This window comes from Acinetobacter sp. BHS4, assembly GCF_018454425.1.
In the GTDB taxonomy this organism is placed as follows: domain Bacteria; phylum Pseudomonadota; class Gammaproteobacteria; order Pseudomonadales; family Moraxellaceae; genus Acinetobacter; species Acinetobacter pittii.
Genome location: NZ_CP075323.1, coordinates 414,457 through 438,411 on the forward strand (window position 1 = coordinate 414,457; position 23,955 = coordinate 438,411).

The following is a 23,955-nucleotide window of genomic DNA, read 5'->3' on the forward strand; positions in this document are numbered from 1 at the left end:
TAATTATGCAACTTTTGCTGTAGGAGCATTCTGATACCACGCAATTGCATTTTTAATGAGTACATCAGTTGTGTCTATAAATAGTTCAGGATAAGCCTCAATACTCTCTTCTAGAATGAGTGGAATTTCTGTACAAGCCAATAGGAATTTTATGTTTTTGTTTTCACCATAAAAATTAATAATTTCTTTCATCATTTGTTTAGATTTTTTAATATCACCTGCTTTGTATTGGTAAATACTTTGCATTATTTTATTTTGCATTTCAGCCGAAGGAGTAGAGAAACCAATACTATTTTCAATAAACTGGCTTTGATAAAGCTCGGTGTTTATTGTGGCAGATGTAGCAAGAATACACACCTCATCAATTTGACTGTCTTGAATAAAATGAACCGCAGACTCAATAATACTGATCATTTTAGTTTGGGTACGCTTTTGCAGTTGGTTAAACCAGAAATGAGCAGTATTACAAGGAATAATGATACAACCGACTTGTGCTGCTTCTAAGATTTTAAGATATTCAGCCATTTTCTCGAGTGGTTTATCATCATGATTTATAATGGATTGAGTTCTGTCAGGAATATCTGGGATAGAAACTGTAACGACAGGAATATGTTCTTGATCACAATGTGCTGGTGTATTTTTAATAATTTTATTCATAGCATCAATCGTAGCTTGTGGTCCCATACCACCTAAAATTCCAATTGCTTTATTCATGTTGAACGACTCAAAAAATTCTATAGGTTTAGAATGAGCGTATTTTTATTATGATCATTGCAAAAAGCGGATGACTTATGCAGAACTTATTTCTAAAGTTATAATTGGTATTTGATTAAATTGTTGTTTTATATTTATAAAATTTTAAAATGTGAAATTTAGCGATGCTTTTTATGCATCATGCTTTTATATAAAGCATAGATTTTTGCATGGATAGTTGGTTGTAGGAAAAAATCTAAACGATAAATTCAGATTTAATCAATTCTATAAACATGTCTCTGGCTTTATGGTTGCTCACATTTTTGTGCCAAAAAAATTGATTTTGCATAAAGGCAAGATGTTCAAATTTATAGCCTCGAATATTGGTTAAATTTTTATATTGCTCAAAAAGACTCTTTGGCACTAAAGACACACCAGAGCCTGCACTCACGCAACCAATAATTGTGGCGTAACTGGTAATGCTGGTAATGGGAAGCGAAATATTTTTGAGCTTAAGCCATTCTTCAAGTGCAGCACGGTAAGGGCAGCCTTCGGTCCACATAAAAATTTCTTTACCAATCAAATCTTCTTGGCAGTGGATTTCACCGAAAGATGCAGGGGCAATTAAAATAATTTCTTCTTGATAAATACTCAGTTTATTTAGCATCGGAAACTCGATATTACCCGCGACAATTGCCCCATCAAGTTTGTGCTGAGAAATATCGACTAATAGCTGTTTCCATGTGCCTGTAATAATTTGAATGGAAACCTCTGGAAAACGTTGATGATATTTCGCAAGTAAATTGGGGAGGCGAGTGGTAGCAGAAGATTCAATTGCTCCAATTTTTAATGGGCCAGAAGGTGGGGCATCTGGATGAATACTTCGTTTTGCCTCATCGCATAGCGCTAAAATTTTATGGCAATAATCGAGAAAGATTTCTCCTGATGGGGTGAGTTTTAAAGCTTTACCTTCACGATAAAACAGCGGTGTGCCTAGTTCTTCTTCGAGTTGTTTAATACGCGTTGTGATATTGGAGGGTACACAATGTAGTTGCATTGATGCCTTTGCCATTGTTCCGCACTCAACTACGGTTTGGAACATTTTTAACTGAGCGATATCCATGTTTTATCATTCACTTTTAATGAATATTTAACTCAATATAAGTTAATTTTATTCAACTATCTATGCGCATATGATGAAAGAGCTCCATTTCATTAGTGCAGATTTAACATGGCAATTTCTCTTGCTGCCGAAACCCAGCCTCCCGCATTTAAGCTCTATTTGTGTATTGCTGTGACCGTCTTTTGTTGGGGTTATTCCCCTATTGGTGTGCATAGTGCCTTGCATTCATATACACCGCAGCATATTGCGTTGCTTCGTTTTTTGATCGCATCGGTTTTTTTACTGCTTTTGGTCATGAAAAAAGGCATTCAGCCGTTAAATTGGAAAGATGCTCCTGCACTTGCTGTATTAGGATTTTTCTCTGTGACGCTGCATCATTTGCTGATAAATACAGGGCAGCAATATGTGACTGCGGTTGCCTCCAGCATTTTAAGTCAATCTATTCCGCTATTCACTTTTATTATTTCAGCTTTACTTTTTAAAGAGCAAATCCGTTTTAAACAATGGTTATGTATTTTATTGGGGCTTTGTGGCGCCGTGTTAGTGGTTAGTGGAGATCATGGTTTTGGTATGCCGAGCCCTTACAGTTTGTTGATAGTGTTAGCAGCAATTGCGTGGGGCCTTTATTTTAATTTATATAAAAAATTTGCTTTAAATTATGATGCCTTGAGCATGATGTGCTACATCATCTGGTTCGGGACCATTCCTTTACTGTTTTATAGTGCCTATTTGCCTAGTGAAATTTTACATGCCACTTGGCAAGCCAATATGTCAGTTGTCCTATTAGGTATTTTCCCAAGTGCAATGGCGTATGTGCTTTGGGGATATGTACTTAAAAATATGCCGTTAACGATTGCATCGAATTTTTTGTATTGTTCGCCGATTGTCGCGATGAGTTTGGCGGTTGTTTTCTTAAATGAAAAACCATCAATGATGGTGCTGCTAGGTGGAGTGATTATTGTGGGGAGTTTGGTATGGATGAATTGGGGGAATAGGCGTACTATCGAATAAGCTACAGATAATTAAACAATCTGTAGATCAATACTATGTCATGCGCTACTTGCTTTAAGAGAATGAAATGATTGTTGTTACTTTAACTTATAAAAAACCGTTAGCCGAAGTTGATGCAGTGCTAAAAGAACATATCGCATTTTTAGATCATTACTATGAGCAAAAGAAGTTTTTAGCGTCGGGGCGCCGGGAAAATAGAGTAGGTGGGGTGATTTTAGTTTTAAGTTCTTCTATTCAAGAAGCTGAAGAAATTATAAAAAACGATCCGTTTTATATTCATGATGTGGCCGATTATGATTTTATGTGGTTTGAGCCATCGAAAAGTTTAGAAGAGATTAAAGAATTTGTTTGATTGCATTAGAGAATTACTTGAATTTAAGTAATTCTCTAGGTTAATTGTTTGATATTGATTAGTAATTTTTATCGTATGCTATATTTGTGCACATTATATTTTAATTAAGGGACTGAAATTAACTTCCCCTTACTATAATATATAAATAGTTTTTATTTTTTTAAGATTGTTCTTTGGTTTAATAGCTTCTTCCTTTCATTATTTTTGTCAAGATAGTCTTTTATTAAATCATTGGGTTTTAAAGATATAATTAAAGTGTAAACTTGAATTAATGTTAATAAATAAACAGTAACAAATAGGATGGCCCTAAACATCTCTTTATGTGATTGAATATAATTTATATTTTTTAAAATTGGAGTTAAAAAGAATATAAAGCCGATAATTATTAAAGATAAAATACATAAAAAAAGAGCTTCTAAAATTTTATCGAAGCTTATTTTTTCAAGTTTTTCACTATCACTTGTAAGAGGATTACATATAGCAATCCATATACCAAATAAAGCAAACAATATTGCAAAGATTGCCTTTAAATTTTCTATAATTTTGAATTGCTCTGTTAAGTTTATTTCCTGTCCAAAGATAAAGACAGGCACTACTAAAAGAACAAATATGAAAATTAGAAAATATTTCATGTAGATTTCAGGTTTAAAATTTGAGTAGATATTTTCTTTAATTGAGTTAATAAATCTATAGGTTCGACAATTTCATTTTTGTTTCTCCGTATATCTAATTCAAAATCATTTCTAGCTATTGTACCACTAAGCCAAATTGGAGAGCTCTTTCCAATAAGAGTAAATCCTAAGTCTTCCCATTTAGTTTCTTTATGATTTTCTTGCCAGTCATTGATTATAGTTCTGATTTCTTCCTCTGAGTTGGGAGTATATCTAAATTCTAGGCTGTATTTTGCTGTGAGTTCATCATCTTTTTTGTTGTATATGCCTGGGATCTTTTGCCAATATGCACGACTTTCAAATTTAAAGAATGGAATTTCATTATGCTTATGAATTTTTCTGATTAAGTCATAATTAGTAATAAGATATTCAATATTGGTTTTATTTCTAACTAATTTCGTTTCAAAATAAGCAGTTAAGAACTGAGGCTCATCTTCTGGATTTGCCTTATATTCAATTATTTCTATGTCATCTCCATCAATATCTTGCTCTATTCTAGAATTAGCATATGAGCAGATTTTGGATATGAACTCAGTAAATAGTTTTTCTAAATTTAATCTTCCATTCAAAGAATGGTCAAAATTAATAGTCGCCATTTTATTTTCATTAGTGAAAAAAATAAAATAAGCTGCATACCCCGGAATGTCCCCTTTCTTTATAGAGGCTGTGTTAATTGTAGCGTTACCGACTGTAGCTGTACCACTTACGCTTAACAATTTGTTGCCGCTAGTTTTTGGTGTTTCATTCCATGTAGTTAAAAGTACTAAATCTTTATCAACGATAATATCATAGCAATAAGTTTTATATGAGTCGTCAGTTCCTATCGGAGCATAAGTACAAGTATTTGCTAAGAGCATTCCATCTTGTTTTGCCCAAGTGTGAAATTGATTTAAAAGATCACCTAAATCACCAAATACAGGAGTATTATCTTTTTTTAGCTTATATAACCCACATTTATTGATTTCATATAATGTTACTTTTGCTGTTTCTTTCATAATTAATTCTAAAAAATAAACCCCACTAATTTTATAGCGGGGTTTATTTAAAAGATCAAGTATTATAAATAGTTAACCCTGCAATACACTCACATCAGCCACAGCAGTAAACAAGTTACGTAACTGAGCTAATAAACGTAAACGGTTTGCTTTTAGGTCAGCATCATCTGCCATAACCATGACACCATCAAAGAATGCATCAATCGGTGCGCGAAGTGCTGCAAGCTTAGAAAGGGCAGCTGTGTAGTCTTTTGCTGCAAGTAATGGTTCAACCACAGGAGTCACTGTTTGAAGCTCGGCAAATAATGCTTTTTCAGCATCTTCAACCAAGTTCGCTTCAACGACAGAACCTTCTGGTGCTGCTTCTTTCGCAAGAATGTTAGCAACACGTTTGTTTGCAGCAGCAAGTGCAGCAGCTTCAGGTAATGTACGGAAGTGGTTAACAGCATTTACGCGCTTGTCAAAATCAAGTGGAGATTTTGGTGCAAGAGCTTGAACTGCTTGAAGGACGTCAACAGCAACGCCTTGGTCTTCATACTTAGCACGGTAACGACCTTCCAAGAATGCAACCGCATCAGCGCGAGTTTTGTCGTGGTCTTTAACGATATCACCATAACCTTGAAGCGCAAGATTTACTAACTCTTCAATTGTTACGTCTAATTCATTTTCAATGATTAAACGTAAGATACCAATTGCTGAACGACGAAGAGCAAATGGGTCTTTAGAACCTGTAGGCGCTTGTCCAATACCAAAAATACCAACAAGCGTATCTAAACGGTCAGCAAGGGCAATCGTTGTACCTGTTTTGGTTTTAGGTAAAACATCACCTGCAAATTTTGGTAAGTATTGCTCACCTAAAGCTTCTGAAACTTCAGTGTTTTCACCTTCAATACGTGCGTAGTAAGTACCCGCAATACCTTGAAGTTCCGGGAACTCACCTACAAGCTCAGATGTTAAGTCACATTTAGCAAGTAATGCAGCTTTTTCAGCATCCGCTGGGTTTGCACCAGTGATTGAAGATAATGCAACTGCAAGTTTTGCAATACGTGTTGATTTGTCCCAAAGCGTACCAAGCTGTGCTTGGAATACCATGTTTGCTAATTTTTCTTTACGAGATGCAAGCGGTTGCTTTTGATCTTGTAAGAAGAAGAATTCAGCATCAGACAAACGAGGACGAACAACTTTTTCGTTACCTTCAATAATTTGAGTCGGGTCTTTAGACTCAATGTTTGAAACAGTAATGAAGTAAGGCTGTAATTTACCTTCGCTATTGATCAAGCAGAAATACTTCTGGTTGTCTTGCATGGTAGTAATAAGAGCTTCTTGCGGAACAGCTAAGTAGCGTTCTTCAAAAGTTGCACGTAAAGCCACAGGCCATTCAACTAGACTTGTTACTTCATCAAGTAAGTCAGCTGGAACAATCGCAGTCGCGTTAACTTCATCAGCTAGCTTTTTCACTTGTTCTTGAATAGTTGCTTGACGCTTTTCAAAGTTCGCAACAACATAAGCTTTTTCTAAAACAGCTAAGTAGTCATTTGCATGTGCTAAAGTCACAGCTTCTGGTGCATGGAAACGGTGGCCATAAGTCACATTACCAGCTTTGTGATCTTGAATCGTTGCGTCAACAATTTGGTCGTCTTTGAGTAAAAGAACCCATTTAACTGGGCGTACAAACTCGGTACGGCTTGCAGCAGAACGCATACGCTTAGCAATTGGTAAATTGTCTAATGCAGTTTGTAAAATTTGTGGAAGTAAAGCGTCAAGGCTTTGACCTTTTACATCTTTTAAATAGCAAACTTTTTCAACTTTACCTGCTTGGAAAGTAGAAAGCTGCTCAACAGTAATACCTTGGCCACGCATAAAGCCTTCAAGTGCTTTAGTTGGTTTGCCTTCTGCATCGTAAGCCGCTTGAACAGCAGGGCCATCAAAACGTTTGTGTGTATCAGCTTGAGCAGCATCGATATCGACAATTTTAAGCGCTAAACGACGTGGAGCAGCATAAGCTTCAATAGATGCAAAATTTAAACCTGCATCTTTTAAGCCTTTTACCGTTTCTGCCTGTAATGCATCACGTAACGTTTTTAAGCTTTTTGGTGGAAGTTCTTCACAGCCAAGTTCGAATAAAACAGTATGTTTGCTCATTAGTTTTTCTCCGCCTTTGCTGCTTCACTTTCAGCTTGTGCTTTTAGCTGTGCCAATACTTCATCACGCAAGTGTGGTTCTGCCATTGGGAAGCCAAGCTCTGCACGTGCTTGTACATAACTTTGTGCAATAGCACGCGCTAAAGTACGGACACGTAAAATGTAACGTTGACGCTCAGTCACAGAAATTGCGCCACGTGCATCTAGCAAGTTAAAGGTATGAGATGCTTTAACAACTTGCTCATAAGCAGGAAGAGAAAGTTTTGCTTCAATTAAACGGTTTGCTTCTGATTCGTAAAAATCAAACAGTTCAAATAGTTTCTCAACTGGAGCGTATTCAAAGTTATAAGTCGATTGCTCAACTTCATTTTGATGGAATACGTCGCCGTAAGTCACAGTACCAAATTGGCCTTTGGTCCAAACAAGGTCATAAACCGAGTCAACACCTTGAAGGTACATTGCAAGACGTTCTAAACCGTAAGTGATTTCACCTGTTACTGGGTAACATTCAACACCACCAACTTGTTGGAAGTAAGTGAACTGAGTTACTTCCATACCGTTAAGCCAAACTTCCCAACCTAAGCCCCAAGCACCTAGCGTTGGAGATTCCCAGTTGTCTTCTACGAAGCGAATATCGTGAGTAAGCGTATCAATCCCGATTGCTTTTAAAGAATCAAGATAAAGCTGTTGGATGTTGTCTGGATTTGGCTTAAGCACCACTTGGAATTGGTAGTAGTGTTGCAAACGGTTCGGGTTTTCACCATAGCGACCATCTTTTGGACGACGTGAAGGTTGAACGTATGCAGCATTCCAAGTCTCAGGCCCTAAAGCACGTAAGAATGTTGCGGTGTGGAATGTTCCAGCGCCCATTTCCATGTCGTAAGGTTGTAATACGACGCAGCCTTGTTCGGCCCAATAGTTTTGTAGGGCAAGAATTAAGCCCTGAAATGTATCAATGTGCGAGATGGCGCGACTCATGTAGCATCCACGAATTTATGAGAAAAATTGCCACTAAGTATAAGGATTTTGTGGGGGAGTGGCAAAGGCTTAATCACAGGAATATGTGTTTAGCCTATTTGTTTTCGCCTCAGCCATTCCAAGCCTAGCCAGTAGCAAAAGCTGGTAAATAAAATCATAAGATAAAAACTATAGATCTTATAAATATGCCACCAAGGAGAAGGGAATGAACCGACAAAAATTAAGCGTGTAATAGGGCTAATCAAAATCCAGATGACAGTTGCGCAGATAAAAATACTCATCAGATTTAAACGATTTTTACGCACGAGAAAATATGAAGTGATATATGCGAAAGGAATAACTAGAAGGCCATAAAAAAGTAAATAAAATAAGAAATGGGCTAGAAAAATAACTGCAACCGAATAAAGACTAAATTCCGCATTGAAGATGATTATTCCTAAGGCAGATATACTCAACAAAGGGATGGGAGCTAGCGCAAGTGCGCGAATAATCATTTTTTTGTTATATTGAAGCATATTAAAAATTATAGAATCGAGAATAAATTATGCTGAAATTTTGCTGCAAATTCATTGTTTTATCCAGCCTTTTTTGTAGTCCATAGTTGTATGCGCAGACCGGTGCTGACGAGCAAGATGAATATAAGCAATGTGTAGAGCAGACCATTAAAGAAATGAAGCTTGAGAGTATTAACAATATGGTTGTGCATAGTTGTTCTGAACAAGCTAAAAAGATTTATGAGGAAAAAATAGTTGCTCTGATTGATCAAATTCGCACACAAAGTGAAGAATACAAACAGCCAGAGCGTTACCAAGATATTTTAAAATCTCAGCGGCTTTGGAAAGCTTATGTAGATCAGGAATGTAGTAATGCAGGCTCATACATTGGCTCACCGATGTATTCATATTGCCCAATGCAAGAGTATGCAGCGCGTGTAAAGCAGCTAGAAGAATACGTTAATTAAGACGGATTATTTTAAACGTCACCTCATGACGCTGAGCCTACTTCATTGGATTAAATTTAAGAATGCAAAATGATATTTTTTAAACGATGCCATAAATGAGTCGTTTGATATGTCTGATCGCATTCGAGAAAAACTACAGATTCTTGCCGATGCTGCTAAATATGATGTGTCTTGTTCATCAAGTGGCAGTGACCGTAAAAATAAAGATAAAGGTCTAGGGGATGCCAGCCATTCGGGTATTTGCCATAGCTATACCGAAGATGGCCGCTGTGTATCTCTCTTAAAAATTCTATTTAGCAATGTTTGTATTTTTGACTGCGCCTATTGCGTTTCACGTCGTTCCAATGACGTCCAACGTGCAGCATTTACGGTACAAGAGGTCGTAGATTTAACCATCAATTTTTACCGCCGTAATTATATTGAAGGATTATTTTTAAGCTCTGGCATTTTTAAATCGGCCGATCACACGATGGAACGTATGCTTCAAGTCGTAAAAAAGTTACGTCTTGAAGAAAATTTTAATGGCTATATTCATCTAAAAACTATTCCGGGGGCATCACCTGAACTGATTCATGAGGCAGGTTTATATGCTGACCGGATGAGTATTAATTTAGAGATGCCGACCGAAATTGGGCTAAAAACTTTTGCGCCAGAAAAATCACATCAGGAAGTGCAAAAAGATTTAGGTTTGGTGCGTGACAGGCTCATTCAGCTTAAAGATGAGCGACAAATCATTAAGCATGTCCCAAAGTATGTGCCAGCAGGGCAGACCACACAAATGGTAGTGGGGGCCCATCAAGAGTCAGACCAAGATGTCTTGTTTATGGCAAACAAGCATTACAAAGAATTTAAACTCAAACGCGTCTATTTTTCTGGTTATATCCCAATTAATACCGAAAATAATTACTTGCCCGCCGTTGGTTCTGCACCACCGTTGCTTCGTGAAAACCGACTCTATCAAAGCGATTGGCTAATGCGTTTTTATGGTTTTCAGGTCAATGAAATCGTCAATGAAAAACATCCAAACTTAGACCTTGATGTAGACCCGAAACTAAGCTGGGCTTTACGGCACCCTGAACATTTTCCAGTAGATTTAAACCGTGCTGATTACCAAATGATTTTGCGCGTTCCGGGCATTGGAGTGAAATCGGCCAAGAAAATTGTGCAGGCTCGCCGTTTTGGAAAAATCCATATCGATTTACTTAAAAAACTCGGTGTAGCCTATCAGCGTGCAAAATTCTTTATTCGCTGCGAAGACAGTCCAAAGTTCCAAAAAGAACTTTCTTCAAGTTTTATTCGGCAGCAGATTTTAACGCAGGGTTCTTCGAAATATGTGCAGCAACTCTCGCCACAATTAAGCCTTGGGTTTTAGCCATGTTTAATGATGAAGTAACTTACTATTTTGATGGTTCAATGGTTGGGCTGCTGAGCTGTGTTTTTCGTGCATTTCAATTTAAAGAATTACAGGTCAGGCTTTGCTTGAATGATGCGGCTCAACATGGCTTATTTGCTGATAAAATTGAGGTTTCAAATAATGAGCAACATGCAGAACGTGTTTGGTCAGCGCTACAAAAAAAGCTTTCATCTTCTTCGTTAAAACAATTCTATTTTGCTTATTTGTCTGAATCTTTAGATGCCTATCAGCATTTATTTAATTACTGTATTTATGTGTTTACTAGCCATGTTTCCATAGAAAAAGATTATTCACATCCAAGTGTTTTAGCGATTGCACAATGGACGAAAAAGGTCGGGCGAGAGAAGCATCGGATGGAAGCTTTTATTCGGTTTAAGAAAACTAAAGATGAGCTTTTTTTAAGTTTAGTACGTCCTGATTTTAATGTTTTACCGCTTATTCAGCCGCATTTTAAACGGCGCTATCAAGATCAGCGTTGGCTTATTTATGACGAGCAACGCAAGTTCGGGCTTTATTATGATTTACGTGAAATACATGAAGTTTCACTCGAAGCCTCTGAAGTTGACCGCAATTTAAAAAATGGAATGAGCCAAAGCTTTCAGCTTGAGCTTGATGAGCAGGAAGTTTTATATGATCAGCTTTGGAAGGATTATTTTAACAGTGTAAATATTACTGAAAGGCAAAATATAAAACTTCATGTGCAATATTTGCCAAAGCGTTACTGGCGTTATTTAAATGAAAAATTGATGGAATATTAAAGTTTTAAAATCATAAAAAATAGTTCAGCCAGTTTTCTTACTGTTGAAAGGTATAATTTAAATGCACTTTATGTGGCTTTGGGCGTATACTTTTGCCCGTTATAAATGACGGCATATCCCCTAAGGTGTACTGTGAGTGTTATACAGCGAGAATGGTTACAGATTTTAAAGCCAAATTTTAAGGTTTTACCCTTAAAAGAACGGTTACTTTGCGGTATTGGAGCGTTGTGTGGTTTAGCAATTTCCTCCTTAATTAGCTGGTATGTTCTCGGGGGAATTAATGCATGGTACATCGCCCCAATGGGTGCCTCATCTGTTCTTCTTTTTGCTGTGCCGACCAGTCCCTTGGCCCAACCATGGAATGTAATTGTTGGTAATACCTTAGCCGGCATAATTGGTGTTGCCTGTGCACAGTGGATTCCAGATTTAACCACAGCTTTTAGTGTCGCGGTAGGTTTTGCCATATTTTTAATGATGACCACAGACTCTTTGCACCCGCCGAGTGGGGCGGTTGCGATTACAGCCGTGTTGGGTGGTGCAGCAATTCATAAGTTGGGCTTTTATTTTATTTTTTATCCAGTTTTACTCAATTCGTTACTTCTACTTGGGTTTGCTGTTTTCTTTAATCGATTGATTGGGCGACATTATCCGGTTACCGCACATTTAAATGAACGTAGTAAAGACCCAACGCCAACTCAAAAAGTATCAATTCAGCCGAAAGATATTGAGTATGCATTAGGGCATCACACTGAACTTTTAGATATTAGCCAATATGATTTAGAAAAAATCATTTTAGAAGCTCAGGAACATGCCAATGAGCGTATGGTAAATAAATATATCTGTCAGGATATTATGAGCCGAGATGTGATTAAACTACATGAAGATGATGATATTCATCAGGCACTCGATAAGTTTAAACAAGTGAACTTAATGAGCCTACCTGTAGTAAATGCAGAAAACCATTTGGTCGGAACTTTAGCGTTATATGAAGTCGTAGAGTGGTTTAAAGGTGCAGCCGACCCAAGGAATTCTTGGCAGCATTATGTAAAACAAATTATGAGCCGTAGGGTGGTTACCGTACTGCCAACTCAACCTATTCAAGATTTGGTGCCATACTTTGTTGAAAAGTCTTTTAATTACATTCCTGTTGTTGAAGATCGTAAGCTTATAGGAATGATTAGCCGTGCAGATATGATTGCTGCATTGCAGCAACAGTTAAATCGAAAGCTATAATTTCTAGAATAAAAAAAGCTACGGTTGATTAGGGGATGCAACCGTAGCGACCAAAGTTATTAATTAACGTACTTGTTCTTCATTTACTGTTCGGACGGATTGTCGATAGCCTTCAATATGTTCTGGCTGTTTTTTAGGAATCACTAACCATAAAACCAGATAAACTAAAATTCCTGGAAAGGCAGCACTCATAATTGAGATCAAAACAAAAATGACACGTAGTAAAGTTACGTTCCAACCAAAACGTTCAGCAATACCACCCATTACACCGGCGATCATGCTGTGTCGGTTCGAGCGATATAAACCAGAACTGGCCATCTAATTCTCCTTAAAGATAAAAGTTACAAGAAGCTATTACTCTTGCTTAATAAAAATATGGAGACGAAATAACGGGTTTAAAGTCCTTTAAAAAGTAAAATAGTTAAAATATGTAAAGGATTGAAATGAACGAAACTAACATCTACTAAAATGCACCCTTTCAGGGCTTAAGAGTTTAAAGCGGCAATCAGCTAATACTTGATTTGAATCGTAAATGTAGCTGTAGCTGTTATCTGTGAATAATGTATATGTCTTTGAAGTGGTCTCGTTTTTCAGTTAAGCATGTGGTTGTAGTGGCTGCGATGTGCATGACACTCAGTGCTTGCGATATAAACCATACCAATTCAAAAGATCACTCAACTACAAGTTCTAGTTCTAATCATGAAGAAAACTTAATAAAAAGTAGTACGTCTATAAAAACATTGGATTATGTCGCTGGACGAACTTTTTTACCTGAAGATACCTCAGATCAAACCCAAAAATTAAACGCAGCCTCATTGCAATATGTAGGGCGATATCACACTCGTATTTCATGCGAGGATGCTTTTGCTGATTGTGAATCAGGCGAAGCAGAATACATTTTAAATTTATTACCAAATGGGTCAGCTTATTGGAATGTTGTCCATTTTGGTCGTGTGGGAAGTAAGGACGGTGCTAAAAGTGCCGCTGTAAATCAGTTATGTCCTACTCTAAATTGGAAAGTAGATGAAAAAGAGCGCGAGCTAACAATTCAATGTCCATTATCTAAAGTTAATTTTTATTTTAATCTTGATTCAAATAAAAAATTGGTCACGAATTTAGAAAAATTACTTTATAGCGACTATGGAAAAAATCGTGAGTTTTTAGAGCAAAACTATTTTGTTCCAAATCAGGCTTATGTTTTAACTAAAGAATAGATACCTCTTTATATGAAAAGAGCGCAATTTATATTGCGCTCTTTTTCGTTTCACTATTTAACAATGATTAGTAATCGAAGCTAAAGTGTTCCACTGGTAATGATGTTAATGTGCGAGATGTAGTCACCATTGATTCTGCATGACCTTGAGCACGCGGTAATAAACGGTCGAAGTAGAAATCAGCAACTTTGATTTTTGCTTTATAGAATTCAGCAGTTTCTTGGCCGTTACCTGCTTCTAATTTTTCAGAAGCAACTACAGCTTGTTGAGCCCAGAAATAAGCCATCATCACGTAACCTGAGAACATTAAGAAATCTACAGAAGCAGAAGATACGATGTCACGGTCTTTACGTGCAGCAAGCATGATACGAACTGTTAAAGTGTTCCACTGAGCACAAAGTTTAGTTAAGTCCCAAGCAAAACGACGTAAATATTTATTACGTGCATGTGCAGCACAGAATTTTAAGATTTCAGCAGTGTATTCACGTACTACTTTACCTTTTGAACTTAACAACACTTTACGGCCAATCAAGTCGAGTGCTTGAACGCCAGTTGTTCCTTCATACAAGGTCGCAATACGTGCATCACGTGCAATTTGCTCCATACCCCATTCTTTAATGTAGCCATGGCCACCGTAAACTTGCATACCGTGGTTAGCAGCTTCTAAACCAAGTTCAGTTAAGAAACCTTTTAAAATTGGTGTATAGAAACCAAGTTTATCATCGTAGTCTTCAAAAGCAGCTTGATCACCACGTGCTAAAGCGTCTGTCATTTTATCAGCGATTTGAGCAGCGTAGTAAATCATTGAGCGACCGCCTTCAGCGATTGCTTTTTGAGTTAACAGCATACGACGTACGTCTGCATGGTGAATAATTGCATCAGCAACTTTATCTGGATCTTTTTTACCAGAAAGCGCACGCATTGACATACGATCTTTGGCATATGGTAATGCGCCTTGGAAAGATAGCTCAGCGTGTGCAATACCTTGAACAGCAGTACCAATACGTGCTGTATTCATGAAGGTAAACATTGCATGTAGGCCTTTGTTCACTTCACCGATTAAATAACCAGTTGCATTATCAAAGTTGAGTACCGCAGTTGCAGAAGCACGGATCCCCATTTTGTGTTCGATTGAACCACAAGCCACTGTATTACGCTCACCAACACCGCCATCAGCTGTAGGCATGAATTTTGGTACGATGAATAATGAGATGCCACGAGTACCAGCAGGTGCATCTGGAAGGCGTGCGAGTACGATGTGAATGATGTTTTCAGTTAGATCGTGTTCACCAGCAGAAATGAAGATTTTTGTACCAGTGATTTTATAAGTACCATCTGCTTGAGGTTCAGCTTTAGTTTTTACCTGTCCTAAGTCTGTACCACATTGAGGTTCGGTTAAGCACATTGTGCCGCTCCAAGTACCTTCAACAAGCTTAGGCATATATGTTTGTTTTTGCTCATCAGTACCGAATTGCAAAATAGTATTCATACAACCAGAGCTTAAACCTGGGTACATGGTAAATGACCAGTTTGCAGTACCCATCATCTCTGATTTAATCAGATTTAAAGACATTGGAAGGCCTTGACCACCAAATTCTTCTGGGTAAGAAAGACCTTGCCAACCGCCCATTACGAATTGGTCATAAGCTTCTTTAAAGCCTTTAGGAGTAGTTACTTCGCCGTTGTCAAAATGGCAACCTTCTTCATCACCAGATTGGTTAAGTGGCGACAATACGTTTTCACAATAATCTGCCGCACCTTCAAGAATCATATCTACTGTATCAGGATCTGCATTTTCACCGTTCGATAAAGTTTTGTAGTGGGCAGGATAGTCTAGTACTTCATTCATTAAGAAGCGGATATCGTGTAGCGGAGCTTTATATGCTGGCATGGCTTTAATCCTAATTTTGAATCATTGTGGGATTATCTGAATCGATGGTTTGATTATTCACTCGCATGATAAAAATACAATGTTAATCGCACCCGAAAGAAATGTCAGAAAAGCGAATTTTGTCGAAAATAAATACACCTGAAATTATAATTTCTGCTAAAGTCGGGACTTATACTTTTATGTGAAAAAACAACTAATTTTCTTATTTTTAGCAAGTTTTGTTAAAAAGATAAAGCGATAAGGTTTTAAAAAAGGTTATGCATTTAAAATATCTCAGTTTATGTTTATTTAGTTTGGGCTTGACTGCATGTACACAACACAATGTGCGTCCACAGGTGGCATCTGCGAGTTTAGAGCAAAAAGCTATTCAAAGTGTTAATGCGATGTATGAATACCCGAGTTATGATTATCGCGGAAACTTTAAAATTACCGTTGATCCCTCACAAATAAAACAAAATGTAAAAGCTGAGAATACTTCTAAGTTAGATGCTGAATTACAAAAGAAAGTTGATCAATATTTACGTGAGCAAAAAGTTGCCTTAAGTCGGGCACAGAAACAAACCTTATATGCAGCGATTGCAAATGAACAAGGTGATTTGGGACTGACTTCATCGGCACGTTCTGAAAAAATTAATGCCGTATTATTTAATTTGTTAAATGATTTGCAGTTTAGTTATGACGGCTCAATACATTATCGTCAAAAAATGGGTTCATTTAATTTAACTGCCAAATATGAAAAACCGACACTTTTAGTTCAGGCAAAATTGCCAATGGTGCTTGACCTTGAGAATTATAAGTTTTACATAAATTATTTTGGTTTGATGCCATATCTGGTCAATAAAGATAATCAAAATAATTTGGCCTATATTGATTTCTCAAAATATAAAGCCTTCTTTAAAAATGTCGATATGAAAAAGTTTATTGAATATCTTAAAGCTTCAAGTGCTGTTTCATACCGATTAGCTGAACCGCAAAACTTACAACGTGTATCGTTGACTGAGGCTGATCGTAAAGCGGGTGCGGTTGAAAAAATTCGTTTAAAAACGACGGTTGAGCAATTGCTTTTAGAAGTAGATTTGTACGGGCAAGTCAATGAAAAATATCTTCAAAAAAGTGTTTTAGGTGTTGATGAGGAAAAACTTGCTGAAACGCTTGCCGCAGAGATTGCTTCTTCTGATGCGAAAAAAGGCACTGCTGGTAAAGAAGAACAAAAAGTTTCTTCTGATGATGCCGCTGCTGTTAGTCAACAGTTGTACTCACTTGTTAATGCTCATTTAGGTAATACCTCTACTTCTGAAGATGAGGAAGTAGAATCTGCTTCTAGTGACGAGGCAGGTGATGTGGCTGTAGCAGAGGCTGAACAAACTTCAAAAAATGAAGAAGTAGTTGCACTGACTGAAGATCAATGTATTGAATTAAAATCATTTAAAAAACCAGTCGCTTTAGGTGATATTAATTATTGTCAGATCTACGGTATTGATGTGCTAGATCAGAGCGATACAAGTATCCAAAAAGCGCAAATCAAGTCTCGTCAGGACGCTTTAAAGCAAACTTTTGAAGCTTATAACCAAAACCAGTTTATTAATGATGAAGCATTTAAAACTCTTTGGTTAAAACATAAGGATGAAATTGAACAAGCTTTACCGAAGCAAAGAAACCCTATCACAATTGATGTAGCTTTAGATGACAAAGGCCGTGCAGTTAATATGGACTACGATGTCGATTATACGCCAGCTGAGTTTAAGCACCGCTTTAATATTAAAGCAGATATGCAAATTCTCAATTATGGTAAAGCGACTTCAATTGATCAGCAGCAGCTTAAACAAGCTAAGTCTGTAGCTGAAGCAAGTAAAGGTTCTATGCTTGAAAACTTTATTAAAGGTTTTGGCGAAAAGCTTGGGCAAAGTGATGTTTTAGAGCATCCTGTGGGCATCCATAGCGATGTGCAAGATTTAGATGCAAATCTGGCTGTGCTTGCAGATAAAACTTATGATGCAACGCATACTTATGACAAAACTTATAAGGCTGTGTTTATTGCAAAATTAACTGCCGAAAAACCGTCATATATTCATTATTATTCAGTTCAACAGTTGCAAGAAATTGCCGAGGTTTATGCTTACTGGTTCTCTGAAGAGGAAACCTATAACCCACAAGGTAAAGCTTTAGAACGTATTGAGGCGTTGCAGAAAAAGCATCATCTTGAGCAAGAAGACCAATTTGATAATGACTTAGGCCGAGCTGTGGACCATATTGTGATCACAACAATACAAGGTGAAGCTGGACGTGAAGCATGGCAAAAACTACAGAAACAATATAAGCAACCTGCAGAGCTTTTCTCAAAACAGTATCAATTAGAGTTTGAAAAACAAAATGGTAGTTCTGACGAAGAAAAACACTTGTTGTCAGAAACAGCTGATATTTTAGGTAAAGTTTATGTCGCTGCTCGCAAACAGCAACTTACGGAAAAAACAATTCAGAATTTAAAACCTGAACATAATGAATTTATTGATTATGAGATTTTCCGAGATGTTTATAAGCAGATGGTTGCAGCAAAAAAATAATAGCTGAGATAAAAAGAACCTACTTAAGTAGGTTCTTTTTTGACTTATAGAAAATCTTTTAATTCTGGCTTTACGCCATTCCAAATATAGAAAGCTTCAATGGCCTGACCAACGAGCATGCCAAAACCTTCCGCATAAGGTACATTGCGCTGTTTGGCTTGATCAAGAAAGCTAGATGGCTTGCCGTAGGCCATCTCATAGGCATATTTGAACTCTAAATTTTCTGGTAGTTGTAATGCATCACCAGATAGGCTTGCAGAAGTTGCATTAATTACAATATCAAATTTCCCTTCTAGCTCATTTAGAGAAATTGCTTGTAATTGAGCTTGCGGGACTGCTGCTTTTAAGTCATCTACAAGTTGCTCTGCACGAGCGAAAGTTCGGTTTGCAATCACAATCTTTTTAGCGCCAGCCTGCACAAGCGGGTAAATAACACCACGAGTTGCACCACCAGCACCTAAAATTAAAATAGTTGTATTTTCTAGGTTCCAATCTAAAGCTTGAATTGCTGCAACTAAGCCTTGGCCATCTGTATTATCACCATACAATTTGCCATTTTCCATCCAAAGTGTATTTACAGCTTTGGCAATTTGAGCACGTTCAGTCAGCACATCACACAAAGCAAACGCCTGTTCTTTAAACGGCACGGTAACATTCATGCCACTTCCGCCATTTTCAAAGAAACTACGCATACTCGGCTCAAAACCATCAAGAGGCGCGAGACGTTTTTGGTAGTCTAGGTCAACACCTGTTTTTTGAGCGAAAGCATGATGCAATTCAGGAGAGCGTGATTGTTCGATGGGGTTGCCAATTACTGCAAACTGTTTGGTCATTCTTATATCCAAAATTTTAAAATGGCATGAGGCAGATAAAGTCTGTACTGAATTTTCAGCAGGCCTCACTATAAGCCAAATTTTAATAAGAAAAAATATTTGAATGAGTTTTGGAAAATTGGAAATAAAAAAGGAGATTCTTTAGGGTGGAAGCCAAAGAATCTCCGAAAAGCAAAAAATTAAGCAACTTTTTCTTTTAGGTTTAACCAATCACGTGGTTTTAAGTAATAGTCAGTTAAACGTTTCTCTGGTGAGTCTTCATCCCATTGTGGACGATATGACCAAGCTGCAAGATTAGGCAGGCTTACTAAAATAGACTCAATACGTCCACCTGTTTGTAAGCCAAACAATGTTCCGCGGTCATAGACTAAATTATATTCGACATAACGACCACGACGGTAAAGCTGGAACTCTCGTTGAGCTTCGGTATAAGGCTGTTCACGATGTTTTTCAAAAATTGGCAGAATGGCATTTAAATAACCATTGCCTACAGCTTGGATATATTTAAAGCAGGTTTCGAAATCCCAGCAATTTAAATCATCAAAGAATAAACCACCGACACCACGCTGTTCATCTCTATGTTTTAGATAGAAATAGTCATCACACCATTTTTTATGTTCAGCGTAGACATTGTCACCAAAAGGCTGGCATAGGTCATATGCGGCTTGATGCCAGTCGATAACATCCTGTTCATCTGGATAGAACGGTGTTAAGTCAAAACCACCGCCAAACCACCAAATTGGATCTTGTCCTTCAGGCTCTGCAACGAATAAACGTACATTGGCATGGGAGGTTGGAATATTCGGGTTTTTAGGGTGAATGACTAATGACACACCAAGCGCTTGTGCTTTGGCACCAGCAATTTGAGGATGTCTTTCTGTAGCAGAAGCGGGCAGTTTACTAATGTTGATGTGAGAAAACATCACACCACCTTTTTCAATCACGGTGCCATTTTGTAAAACTCGTGAACGACCACCACCACCTTCTGGACGTTCCCAATCATCAATAATGAATTCACCCGTACCACCGCCAGCTTTTTCTTGTTGTTCTAAACCAGCACAAATACGGGCTTGTAAATCGAGGAGAAATTCGCGGACACGTTGAATATCTGTTGAAGTCGGATGTTGCATAGTGACCCTCAAAGATGATTGAGATAGGAGATAGATACATCAAAACACAAAACCATAAAAAAAGTAAGGGATTTTTAAGAAATGTCTTAAAAATCCCTTCCAATTATTTTTAAGTTTATAATTTTGTTTTAGAAATCATCTTTTTGATAAAGGTGATCCATGCGTTCACGTTTAGTTTTTAAATATTGTTCATTAAAAGGATTACGTCCAACCGTTAACGGAACACGACCAACCACATTAATACCTTGATCCTTGAGTGCCTGAATTTTCAAAGGATTGTTAGTAATTAACTTAACTTCTTTTACTTTTAAGTGATCGAGCATAATGCTACACATGTCATAACGGCGCGCATCAGCTGGCAAATTTAAAAGTAAATTTGCATCTACCGTGTCATGACCTTGATCTTGTAAGGCATACGCACGAATTTTATTCGTAAGCCCAATACCACGGCCTTCTTGGCGTAAATATAAAATAACGCCTTGACCTGCTTCGTTAATGAGCTTTTGAGTTGCCTGTAATTGAGGGCCGCAGTCACATTTTAATGACGCAAAAGCATCACCTGTTAAGCATTCTGAATGAACACGTACTAAAACAGGGCCTGTGGGTGGATTTTCTAACCCTTTAGACAGTGCCACATGTTCTTCACCTGATACTGGATCTTGAAACACAGAAATATTGAATTCACCAAAAGCAGTCGGGAGTTTTGATGTTGCAATGAACTCTATAGGCACAGATTAACTCATCTTTTAACCGAAAACGGTTTAAAGTATAGCGTAATGCTGGGAGATTGGTCGAATTGTCATAATCATTTTGAGCACTAAGGTTTTCTTTTTTGTATAAAGAAGACGATAATAGTTGATAAATAGTCAGATTATTCAGGATAATCTGCCAACCATACCCATACTGTATGAGAGACTGCTTTGCATGACCTCGTTCGCAAATGTGGCTGATTGAAGGTGACTTCATTCGATTGTATGATCGACCCATTTTGACCCAGCTTAGGATTTGCCAGGCTTATAAAGGCTTTGCCACATATGTTGTATACCGAAATTCCAACTCAACGCCCTGTTACGCCATTGTTAGATGCAATTGATCATCCTCAACAATTACGTCAGCTCGAGCATAGCCAATTGGTTCAAGTGGCTGATGAGTTGCGTCAATATATTTTATATGCAGCAGGCCAGAGTGGTGGCCATTTCGGTGCTAACCTCGGCGTGGTTGAGCTGACGGTTGCGCTGCATTATTGCTTTAATACTCCAAATGACCGATTAGTTTGGGATGTAGGACATCAGGCGTACCCCCATAAAGTCTTGACTGGTCGCCGTGAGCAAATGACAACAATCCGTGCTAAAAACGGTTTAGCAGCATTTCCAGCTAGAGAAGAATCAGTTTTTGATACTTTTGGAGTAGGGCATTCATCAACTGCAATTTCGGCAGGTTTGGGAATGTCTTTAGCACGTCGCTATCAAAATGACCCATGTGAAGTGGTTTGTATTGTGGGTGATGGCGCAATGACAGCAGGTATGGCATTTGAAGCCATGAACGATGCTGTTGCACACGATGCCGATTTAATTGTTGTACTTAATGACAATGACATGTCGATTTCTTGCAGTACAGGTGGTTTTGCTAAGCATTTAGCTGCAATTTGGGAAAAAGGTCATTTAGTTAATGTCGATGAACATGGTGAGGCTTATGTACAGCCGCATCCGAAATGGACGTACAACTCTCGTTTACATCAATCGGCAACAGATGCGGCCGATAATTTATTTAAAGCAATTGGTTTTGACTACTTCGGTCCTTTTGATGGACATGATGTAAATCAACTCGTTCAAGTATTTAATGCATTGAAAAAGCGTAAAGGTCCACGCTTAGTCCACGTCTATACTAAAAAAGGTAAAGGCTTTACTCCGGCAGAAGCTGACCCAATTACCTATCATGCAATTGGCAAAATTAATGCGACTTCAGCAGGTAAAACGCCACCAAAATATTCTGATGTATTTGGTCAATGGTTGTGTGATGAAGCTGCACAGGATGAACGTTTATTAGCGATTACTCCAGCCATGTGTGAAGGCTCGGGCATGGTTAAGTTTGCTAAAGAATTTCCAAAACGTTTCTTCGATGTTGCAATTGCTGAACAGCATGCAGTAACACTTGCAGCAGGAATGGCGTGTGAAGGGTTAAAACCTGTTGTTGCAATCTATTCAACATTCTTGCAACGTGGTTACGACCAACTTATTCATGATGTTGCATTACAAAATCTTGATGTAACTTTCGGTATTGACCGTGCTGGTTTGGTTGGTGAAGATGGTCCAACTCATGCTGGTGCATATGACTATGCATATATGCGTACAGTTCCGAACATGGTCATCATGGCACCAAAAGATGAAAATGAATGCCGCCAGATGTTGCATACTGCCTATGCTTATAATGGGCCAGCAGCAGTACGTTACCCTCGTGGTGCTGGGGTAGGTGTTGAAATTCAGCAAGAGCTAACTGCTATTGAATTAGGCAAGGCAGAAGTCATTGCTGAAATTAAACCTGCTTGTGATGAGCAGATTACGATTTTAGCGTTTGGTAGTCGCGTTATGGTTGCCATAGAAGCTGCTGAGCAATTTTCACAAAAACATGATGTTGGTGTGCGTGTTGTAAATATGCGTTTTGTGAAACCACTTGATGAAAAAATTATTCGTGATTTGGCTGAACATACACAATTATTTGTCACTGTTGAAGAACACGCGATTATGGGTGGTGCAGGCAGTGCAGTAAATGAGTTCATGGCACAAGAACAAATTGTTAAACCTATCATTAATTTAGGTCTGCCAGATTTGTTCTTGCAGCAAGCGTCACATGGCCAAATGCTACAAGATTGTGGCTTAGATGCTAAAGGTATTTTGAACTCAATTGAACGAGCTTGGCTTAAGCTAAATCAGGTGGTTTAAGTCTTTAATAAAATTTTTGAAACATTTTTTCCCCTAAAGCGCATTCATTTGCTAAAATGTATGCGCTTTTATGCATTATTCTTTGTCAAAATCTTCAAATTTGTATTGTAGTGGGTGTTCAATGGAACCTATGGTGGTTATGGCTGCGCGTGCGGCTCAAACAGTTGGTCAAGAGCTTTTAAAAGCGCATCAAAATCGTCATAAACTCGATTTGCAAGTTGAAGAAAAAGGCATTGATGGCCCGGTAACACGTGTAGATCGTTATTTGGAACAATTGACGATTGATACATTACGTAAAAGTTATAAAAACCATAGCTTCTTAGGTGAAGAGTTTGGTTTGCAAGAAGGCAAAGGCCACGATGCAGACTGGTGCTGGGTAATTGACCCACTTGATGGCACGCAAAACTTTATTAATGGTTTCCCTCATTTCTGTATCTCTATTGCAGTTCAGCATAAAGGCGTTACTCAACACGGCGTAATCTACGACCCAGTACGTGACGAATTATTCTCTGCAAGTCGCGGTCGCGGTGCGGTCATGAACCAACGCCGTATTCGTGTAAATGTAAAAGATACTTTAGAAAATACATTCTTGGCAGTAGGCCATCCTTACCGCGCTAAACGTGCTGGTGAGATCGTATCTTACGCAGAACAACACTTTGCTTCATTATTAGCGGTTACTCAAGCAGGCGCACAAATTCGTCGTGGTGGTTCAGCTGCCCTAGATTTAGCATATGTTGCTGCTGGCCGTTTTGATGGTTTCTTTGAGCTTGGTTTAAAACCATGGGATATCGCTGCTGGTGAGCTTATTATTAAAGAAGCAGGCGGTGTAGTGGTTGATGCACGCGGTGGTAATGAATCTCTTGAAAATGGTCAAGTGCTTGCAAGTTCACTTAAAATGCTAAAACCTTTAATGCAAACTGTAGTTCCAGCTTGGGCTCAAGCTGCAAAATAATTTAATTATTTATAAATAAAACCCTCTTTTATCAGAGGGTTTTATTTTTTAAGTGATTGGTAAATTTTAGTTAGTTCAATAAATATGAAGAAAGTTGATTAAAAC

At 37.9% G+C, this 23,955-nt stretch carries 22 protein-coding genes; 10 read left to right on the top strand and 12 right to left on the bottom strand.

What is annotated here, in order from left to right:
* Positions 1-3: 3 nt before the first annotated feature.
* The gene (locus KIP84_RS01960) at positions 4-714 is read right to left on the bottom strand and encodes an amino acid racemase (RefSeq protein ID WP_213689233.1); all 711 of its coding nucleotides are present in this window, start codon (positions 712-714) and stop codon (positions 4-6) included.
* Positions 715-949: 235 nt separating this feature from the next.
* Entirely contained in the window at positions 950-1,816 is an 867-nt protein-coding gene (locus tag KIP84_RS01965) for a LysR family transcriptional regulator (protein WP_213689234.1), read from the bottom strand.
* Positions 1,817-1,924: 108 nt separating this feature from the next.
* On the opposite strand from KIP84_RS01965, the gene KIP84_RS01970 reads away from it, so the two are divergent.
* Both KIP84_RS01970 and KIP84_RS01975 read left to right on the top strand, forming a co-directional pair.
* Entirely contained in the window at positions 1,925-2,827 is a 903-nt protein-coding gene (locus tag KIP84_RS01970; protein WP_213689235.1) for a DMT family transporter, read from the top strand.
* Between the two features lie 67 nt (positions 2,828-2,894).
* The gene (locus KIP84_RS01975) at positions 2,895-3,179 is read left to right on the top strand and encodes a YciI family protein (RefSeq protein ID WP_213689236.1); all 285 of its coding nucleotides are present in this window, start codon (positions 2,895-2,897) and stop codon (positions 3,177-3,179) included.
* A gap of 152 nt (positions 3,180-3,331) precedes the next feature.
* Here the strand turns inward: KIP84_RS01975 and KIP84_RS01980 are convergent, their stop codons facing one another.
* The 5 genes from KIP84_RS01980 to KIP84_RS02000 form a co-directional block, all read right to left on the bottom strand.
* The gene (locus KIP84_RS01980) at positions 3,332-3,811 is read right to left on the bottom strand and encodes a hypothetical protein (protein ID WP_002045004.1); all 480 of its coding nucleotides are present in this window, start codon (positions 3,809-3,811) and stop codon (positions 3,332-3,334) included.
* Positions 3,808-4,845, bottom strand: coding sequence for a hypothetical protein (locus KIP84_RS01985; RefSeq protein ID WP_002044980.1), 1,038 nt, complete (start codon positions 4,843-4,845; stop codon positions 3,808-3,810). Before KIP84_RS01985 ends, KIP84_RS01980 begins: the two co-directional genes overlap by 4 nt.
* Before the next feature lie 72 nt (positions 4,846-4,917).
* Complete coding sequence (glyS, locus tag KIP84_RS01990; RefSeq protein ID WP_213689237.1) at positions 4,918-6,987, bottom strand: glycine--tRNA ligase subunit beta; 2,070 nt, start codon at positions 6,985-6,987, stop codon at positions 4,918-4,920.
* Entirely contained in the window at positions 6,987-7,964 is a 978-nt protein-coding gene (gene glyQ, locus KIP84_RS01995; protein WP_002044989.1) for a glycine--tRNA ligase subunit alpha, read from the bottom strand. The genes glyS and glyQ overlap by 1 nt, the downstream gene beginning before the upstream one ends.
* 89 nt (positions 7,965-8,053) lie before the next feature.
* Positions 8,054-8,479, bottom strand: coding sequence for a hypothetical protein (locus KIP84_RS02000; protein WP_032036682.1), 426 nt, complete (start codon positions 8,477-8,479; stop codon positions 8,054-8,056).
* An 86-nt stretch (positions 8,480-8,565) separates the two neighbouring features.
* Here KIP84_RS02000 and KIP84_RS02005 point away from each other — a divergent pair, with 86 nt between their 5' ends.
* From KIP84_RS02005 to KIP84_RS02020, 4 genes are all read left to right on the top strand, one after another.
* Positions 8,566-8,925, top strand: a complete 360-nt coding sequence (locus KIP84_RS02005) for a lysozyme inhibitor LprI family protein (protein ID WP_228308302.1) — start codon at positions 8,566-8,568, stop codon at positions 8,923-8,925.
* 109 nt (positions 8,926-9,034) lie between these two features.
* Positions 9,035-10,297, top strand: coding sequence for a putative DNA modification/repair radical SAM protein (locus tag KIP84_RS02010; RefSeq protein ID WP_213689238.1), 1,263 nt, complete (start codon positions 9,035-9,037; stop codon positions 10,295-10,297).
* Between the two features lie 2 nt (positions 10,298-10,299).
* The gene (locus KIP84_RS02015; protein WP_213689239.1) at positions 10,300-11,097 is read left to right on the top strand and encodes a TIGR03915 family putative DNA repair protein; all 798 of its coding nucleotides are present in this window, start codon (positions 10,300-10,302) and stop codon (positions 11,095-11,097) included.
* Between the two features lie 132 nt (positions 11,098-11,229).
* On the top strand, positions 11,230-12,330 hold the full coding sequence (locus KIP84_RS02020) for an HPP family protein (protein WP_213689240.1): 1,101 nt from the start codon (positions 11,230-11,232) through the stop codon (positions 12,328-12,330).
* 63 nt (positions 12,331-12,393) lie between these two features.
* Here KIP84_RS02020 and KIP84_RS02025 read toward each other — a convergent pair whose 3' ends face one another.
* Positions 12,394-12,648, bottom strand: a complete 255-nt coding sequence (locus tag KIP84_RS02025; protein ID WP_002116779.1) for a PspC domain-containing protein — start codon at positions 12,646-12,648, stop codon at positions 12,394-12,396.
* Positions 12,649-12,896: 248 nt separating this feature from the next.
* Between KIP84_RS02025 and KIP84_RS02030 the strand changes: the two genes are divergently transcribed.
* The gene (locus tag KIP84_RS02030; RefSeq protein ID WP_213689241.1) at positions 12,897-13,544 is read left to right on the top strand and encodes a hypothetical protein; all 648 of its coding nucleotides are present in this window, start codon (positions 12,897-12,899) and stop codon (positions 13,542-13,544) included.
* A gap of 67 nt (positions 13,545-13,611) precedes the next feature.
* Here the strand turns inward: KIP84_RS02030 and KIP84_RS02035 are convergent, their stop codons facing one another.
* On the bottom strand, positions 13,612-15,435 hold the full coding sequence (locus tag KIP84_RS02035) for an acyl-CoA dehydrogenase C-terminal domain-containing protein (RefSeq protein ID WP_064786488.1): 1,824 nt from the start codon (positions 15,433-15,435) through the stop codon (positions 13,612-13,614).
* Positions 15,436-15,692: 257 nt separating this feature from the next.
* On the opposite strand from KIP84_RS02035, the gene KIP84_RS02040 reads away from it, so the two are divergent.
* Positions 15,693-17,996 (top strand): hypothetical protein, encoded by a 2,304-nt coding sequence (locus tag KIP84_RS02040; protein ID WP_213689242.1) that lies wholly within the window; start codon positions 15,693-15,695, stop codon positions 17,994-17,996.
* Positions 17,997-18,040: 44 nt separating this feature from the next.
* Here KIP84_RS02040 and aroE read toward each other — a convergent pair whose 3' ends face one another.
* The 3 genes from aroE to ribA all read right to left on the bottom strand — a co-directional run bounded on the left by aroE (position 18,041) and on the right by ribA (position 20,690).
* Positions 18,041-18,829 carry a shikimate dehydrogenase gene (gene aroE / locus KIP84_RS02045; protein ID WP_202724345.1) on the bottom strand — a complete coding sequence of 263 codons (789 nt, stop codon included), beginning with the start codon at positions 18,827-18,829 and terminating at the stop codon, positions 18,041-18,043.
* Between the two features lie 179 nt (positions 18,830-19,008).
* Positions 19,009-19,959: an oxygen-dependent coproporphyrinogen oxidase gene (gene hemF, locus KIP84_RS02050; RefSeq protein WP_213689243.1), complete on the bottom strand. Its 951-nt coding sequence runs from the start codon at positions 19,957-19,959 to the stop codon at positions 19,009-19,011.
* 128 nt (positions 19,960-20,087) lie between these two features.
* Positions 20,088-20,690: a GTP cyclohydrolase II gene (gene ribA, locus KIP84_RS02055; protein ID WP_002116908.1), complete on the bottom strand. Its 603-nt coding sequence runs from the start codon at positions 20,688-20,690 to the stop codon at positions 20,088-20,090.
* A gap of 303 nt (positions 20,691-20,993) precedes the next feature.
* Here ribA and dxs point away from each other — a divergent pair, with 303 nt between their 5' ends.
* Positions 20,994-22,898, top strand: a complete 1,905-nt coding sequence (dxs, locus tag KIP84_RS02060) for a 1-deoxy-D-xylulose-5-phosphate synthase (RefSeq protein ID WP_130119856.1) — start codon at positions 20,994-20,996, stop codon at positions 22,896-22,898.
* Positions 22,899-23,019: 121 nt separating this feature from the next.
* Complete coding sequence (locus tag KIP84_RS02065; protein WP_005078362.1) at positions 23,020-23,850, top strand: inositol monophosphatase family protein; 831 nt, start codon at positions 23,020-23,022, stop codon at positions 23,848-23,850.
* Positions 23,851-23,955 lie beyond the last annotated feature (105 nt).

Bases quoted from the DNA above. Each gene is read 5' to 3' on its own strand.
- KIP84_RS01960 (WP_213689233.1), bottom strand. From the start codon at position 714: ATGAATAAAGCAATTGGAATTTTAGGTGGTATGGGACCACAAGCTACG.
- KIP84_RS01965 (WP_213689234.1), bottom strand. From the start codon at position 1,816: ATGGATATCGCTCAGTTAAAAATGTTCCAAACCGTAGTTGAGTGCGGA.
- KIP84_RS01970 (WP_213689235.1), top strand. From the start codon at position 1,925: ATGGCAATTTCTCTTGCTGCCGAAACCCAGCCTCCCGCATTTAAGCTC.
- KIP84_RS01975 (WP_213689236.1), top strand. From the start codon at position 2,895: ATGATTGTTGTTACTTTAACTTATAAAAAACCGTTAGCCGAAGTTGAT.
- KIP84_RS01980 (WP_002045004.1), bottom strand. From the start codon at position 3,811: ATGAAATATTTTCTAATTTTCATATTTGTTCTTTTAGTAGTGCCTGTC.
- KIP84_RS01985 (WP_002044980.1), bottom strand. From the start codon at position 4,845: ATGAAAGAAACAGCAAAAGTAACATTATATGAAATCAATAAATGTGGG.
- glyS (WP_213689237.1), bottom strand. From the start codon at position 6,987: ATGAGCAAACATACTGTTTTATTCGAACTTGGCTGTGAAGAACTTCCA.
- glyQ (WP_002044989.1), bottom strand. From the start codon at position 7,964: ATGAGTCGCGCCATCTCGCACATTGATACATTTCAGGGCTTAATTCTT.
- KIP84_RS02000 (WP_032036682.1), bottom strand. From the start codon at position 8,479: ATGCTTCAATATAACAAAAAAATGATTATTCGCGCACTTGCGCTAGCT.
- KIP84_RS02010 (WP_213689238.1), top strand. From the start codon at position 9,035: ATGTCTGATCGCATTCGAGAAAAACTACAGATTCTTGCCGATGCTGCT.
- KIP84_RS02015 (WP_213689239.1), top strand. From the start codon at position 10,300: ATGTTTAATGATGAAGTAACTTACTATTTTGATGGTTCAATGGTTGGG.
- KIP84_RS02025 (WP_002116779.1), bottom strand. From the start codon at position 12,648: ATGGCCAGTTCTGGTTTATATCGCTCGAACCGACACAGCATGATCGCC.
- KIP84_RS02030 (WP_213689241.1), top strand. From the start codon at position 12,897: ATGTCTTTGAAGTGGTCTCGTTTTTCAGTTAAGCATGTGGTTGTAGTG.
- KIP84_RS02035 (WP_064786488.1), bottom strand. From the start codon at position 15,435: ATGCCAGCATATAAAGCTCCGCTACACGATATCCGCTTCTTAATGAAT.
- KIP84_RS02040 (WP_213689242.1), top strand. From the start codon at position 15,693: ATGCATTTAAAATATCTCAGTTTATGTTTATTTAGTTTGGGCTTGACT.
- aroE (WP_202724345.1), bottom strand. From the start codon at position 18,829: ATGACCAAACAGTTTGCAGTAATTGGCAACCCCATCGAACAATCACGC.
- hemF (WP_213689243.1), bottom strand. From the start codon at position 19,959: ATGCAACATCCGACTTCAACAGATATTCAACGTGTCCGCGAATTTCTC.
- dxs (WP_130119856.1), top strand. From the start codon at position 20,994: ATGTTGTATACCGAAATTCCAACTCAACGCCCTGTTACGCCATTGTTA.
- KIP84_RS02065 (WP_005078362.1), top strand. From the start codon at position 23,020: ATGGAACCTATGGTGGTTATGGCTGCGCGTGCGGCTCAAACAGTTGGT.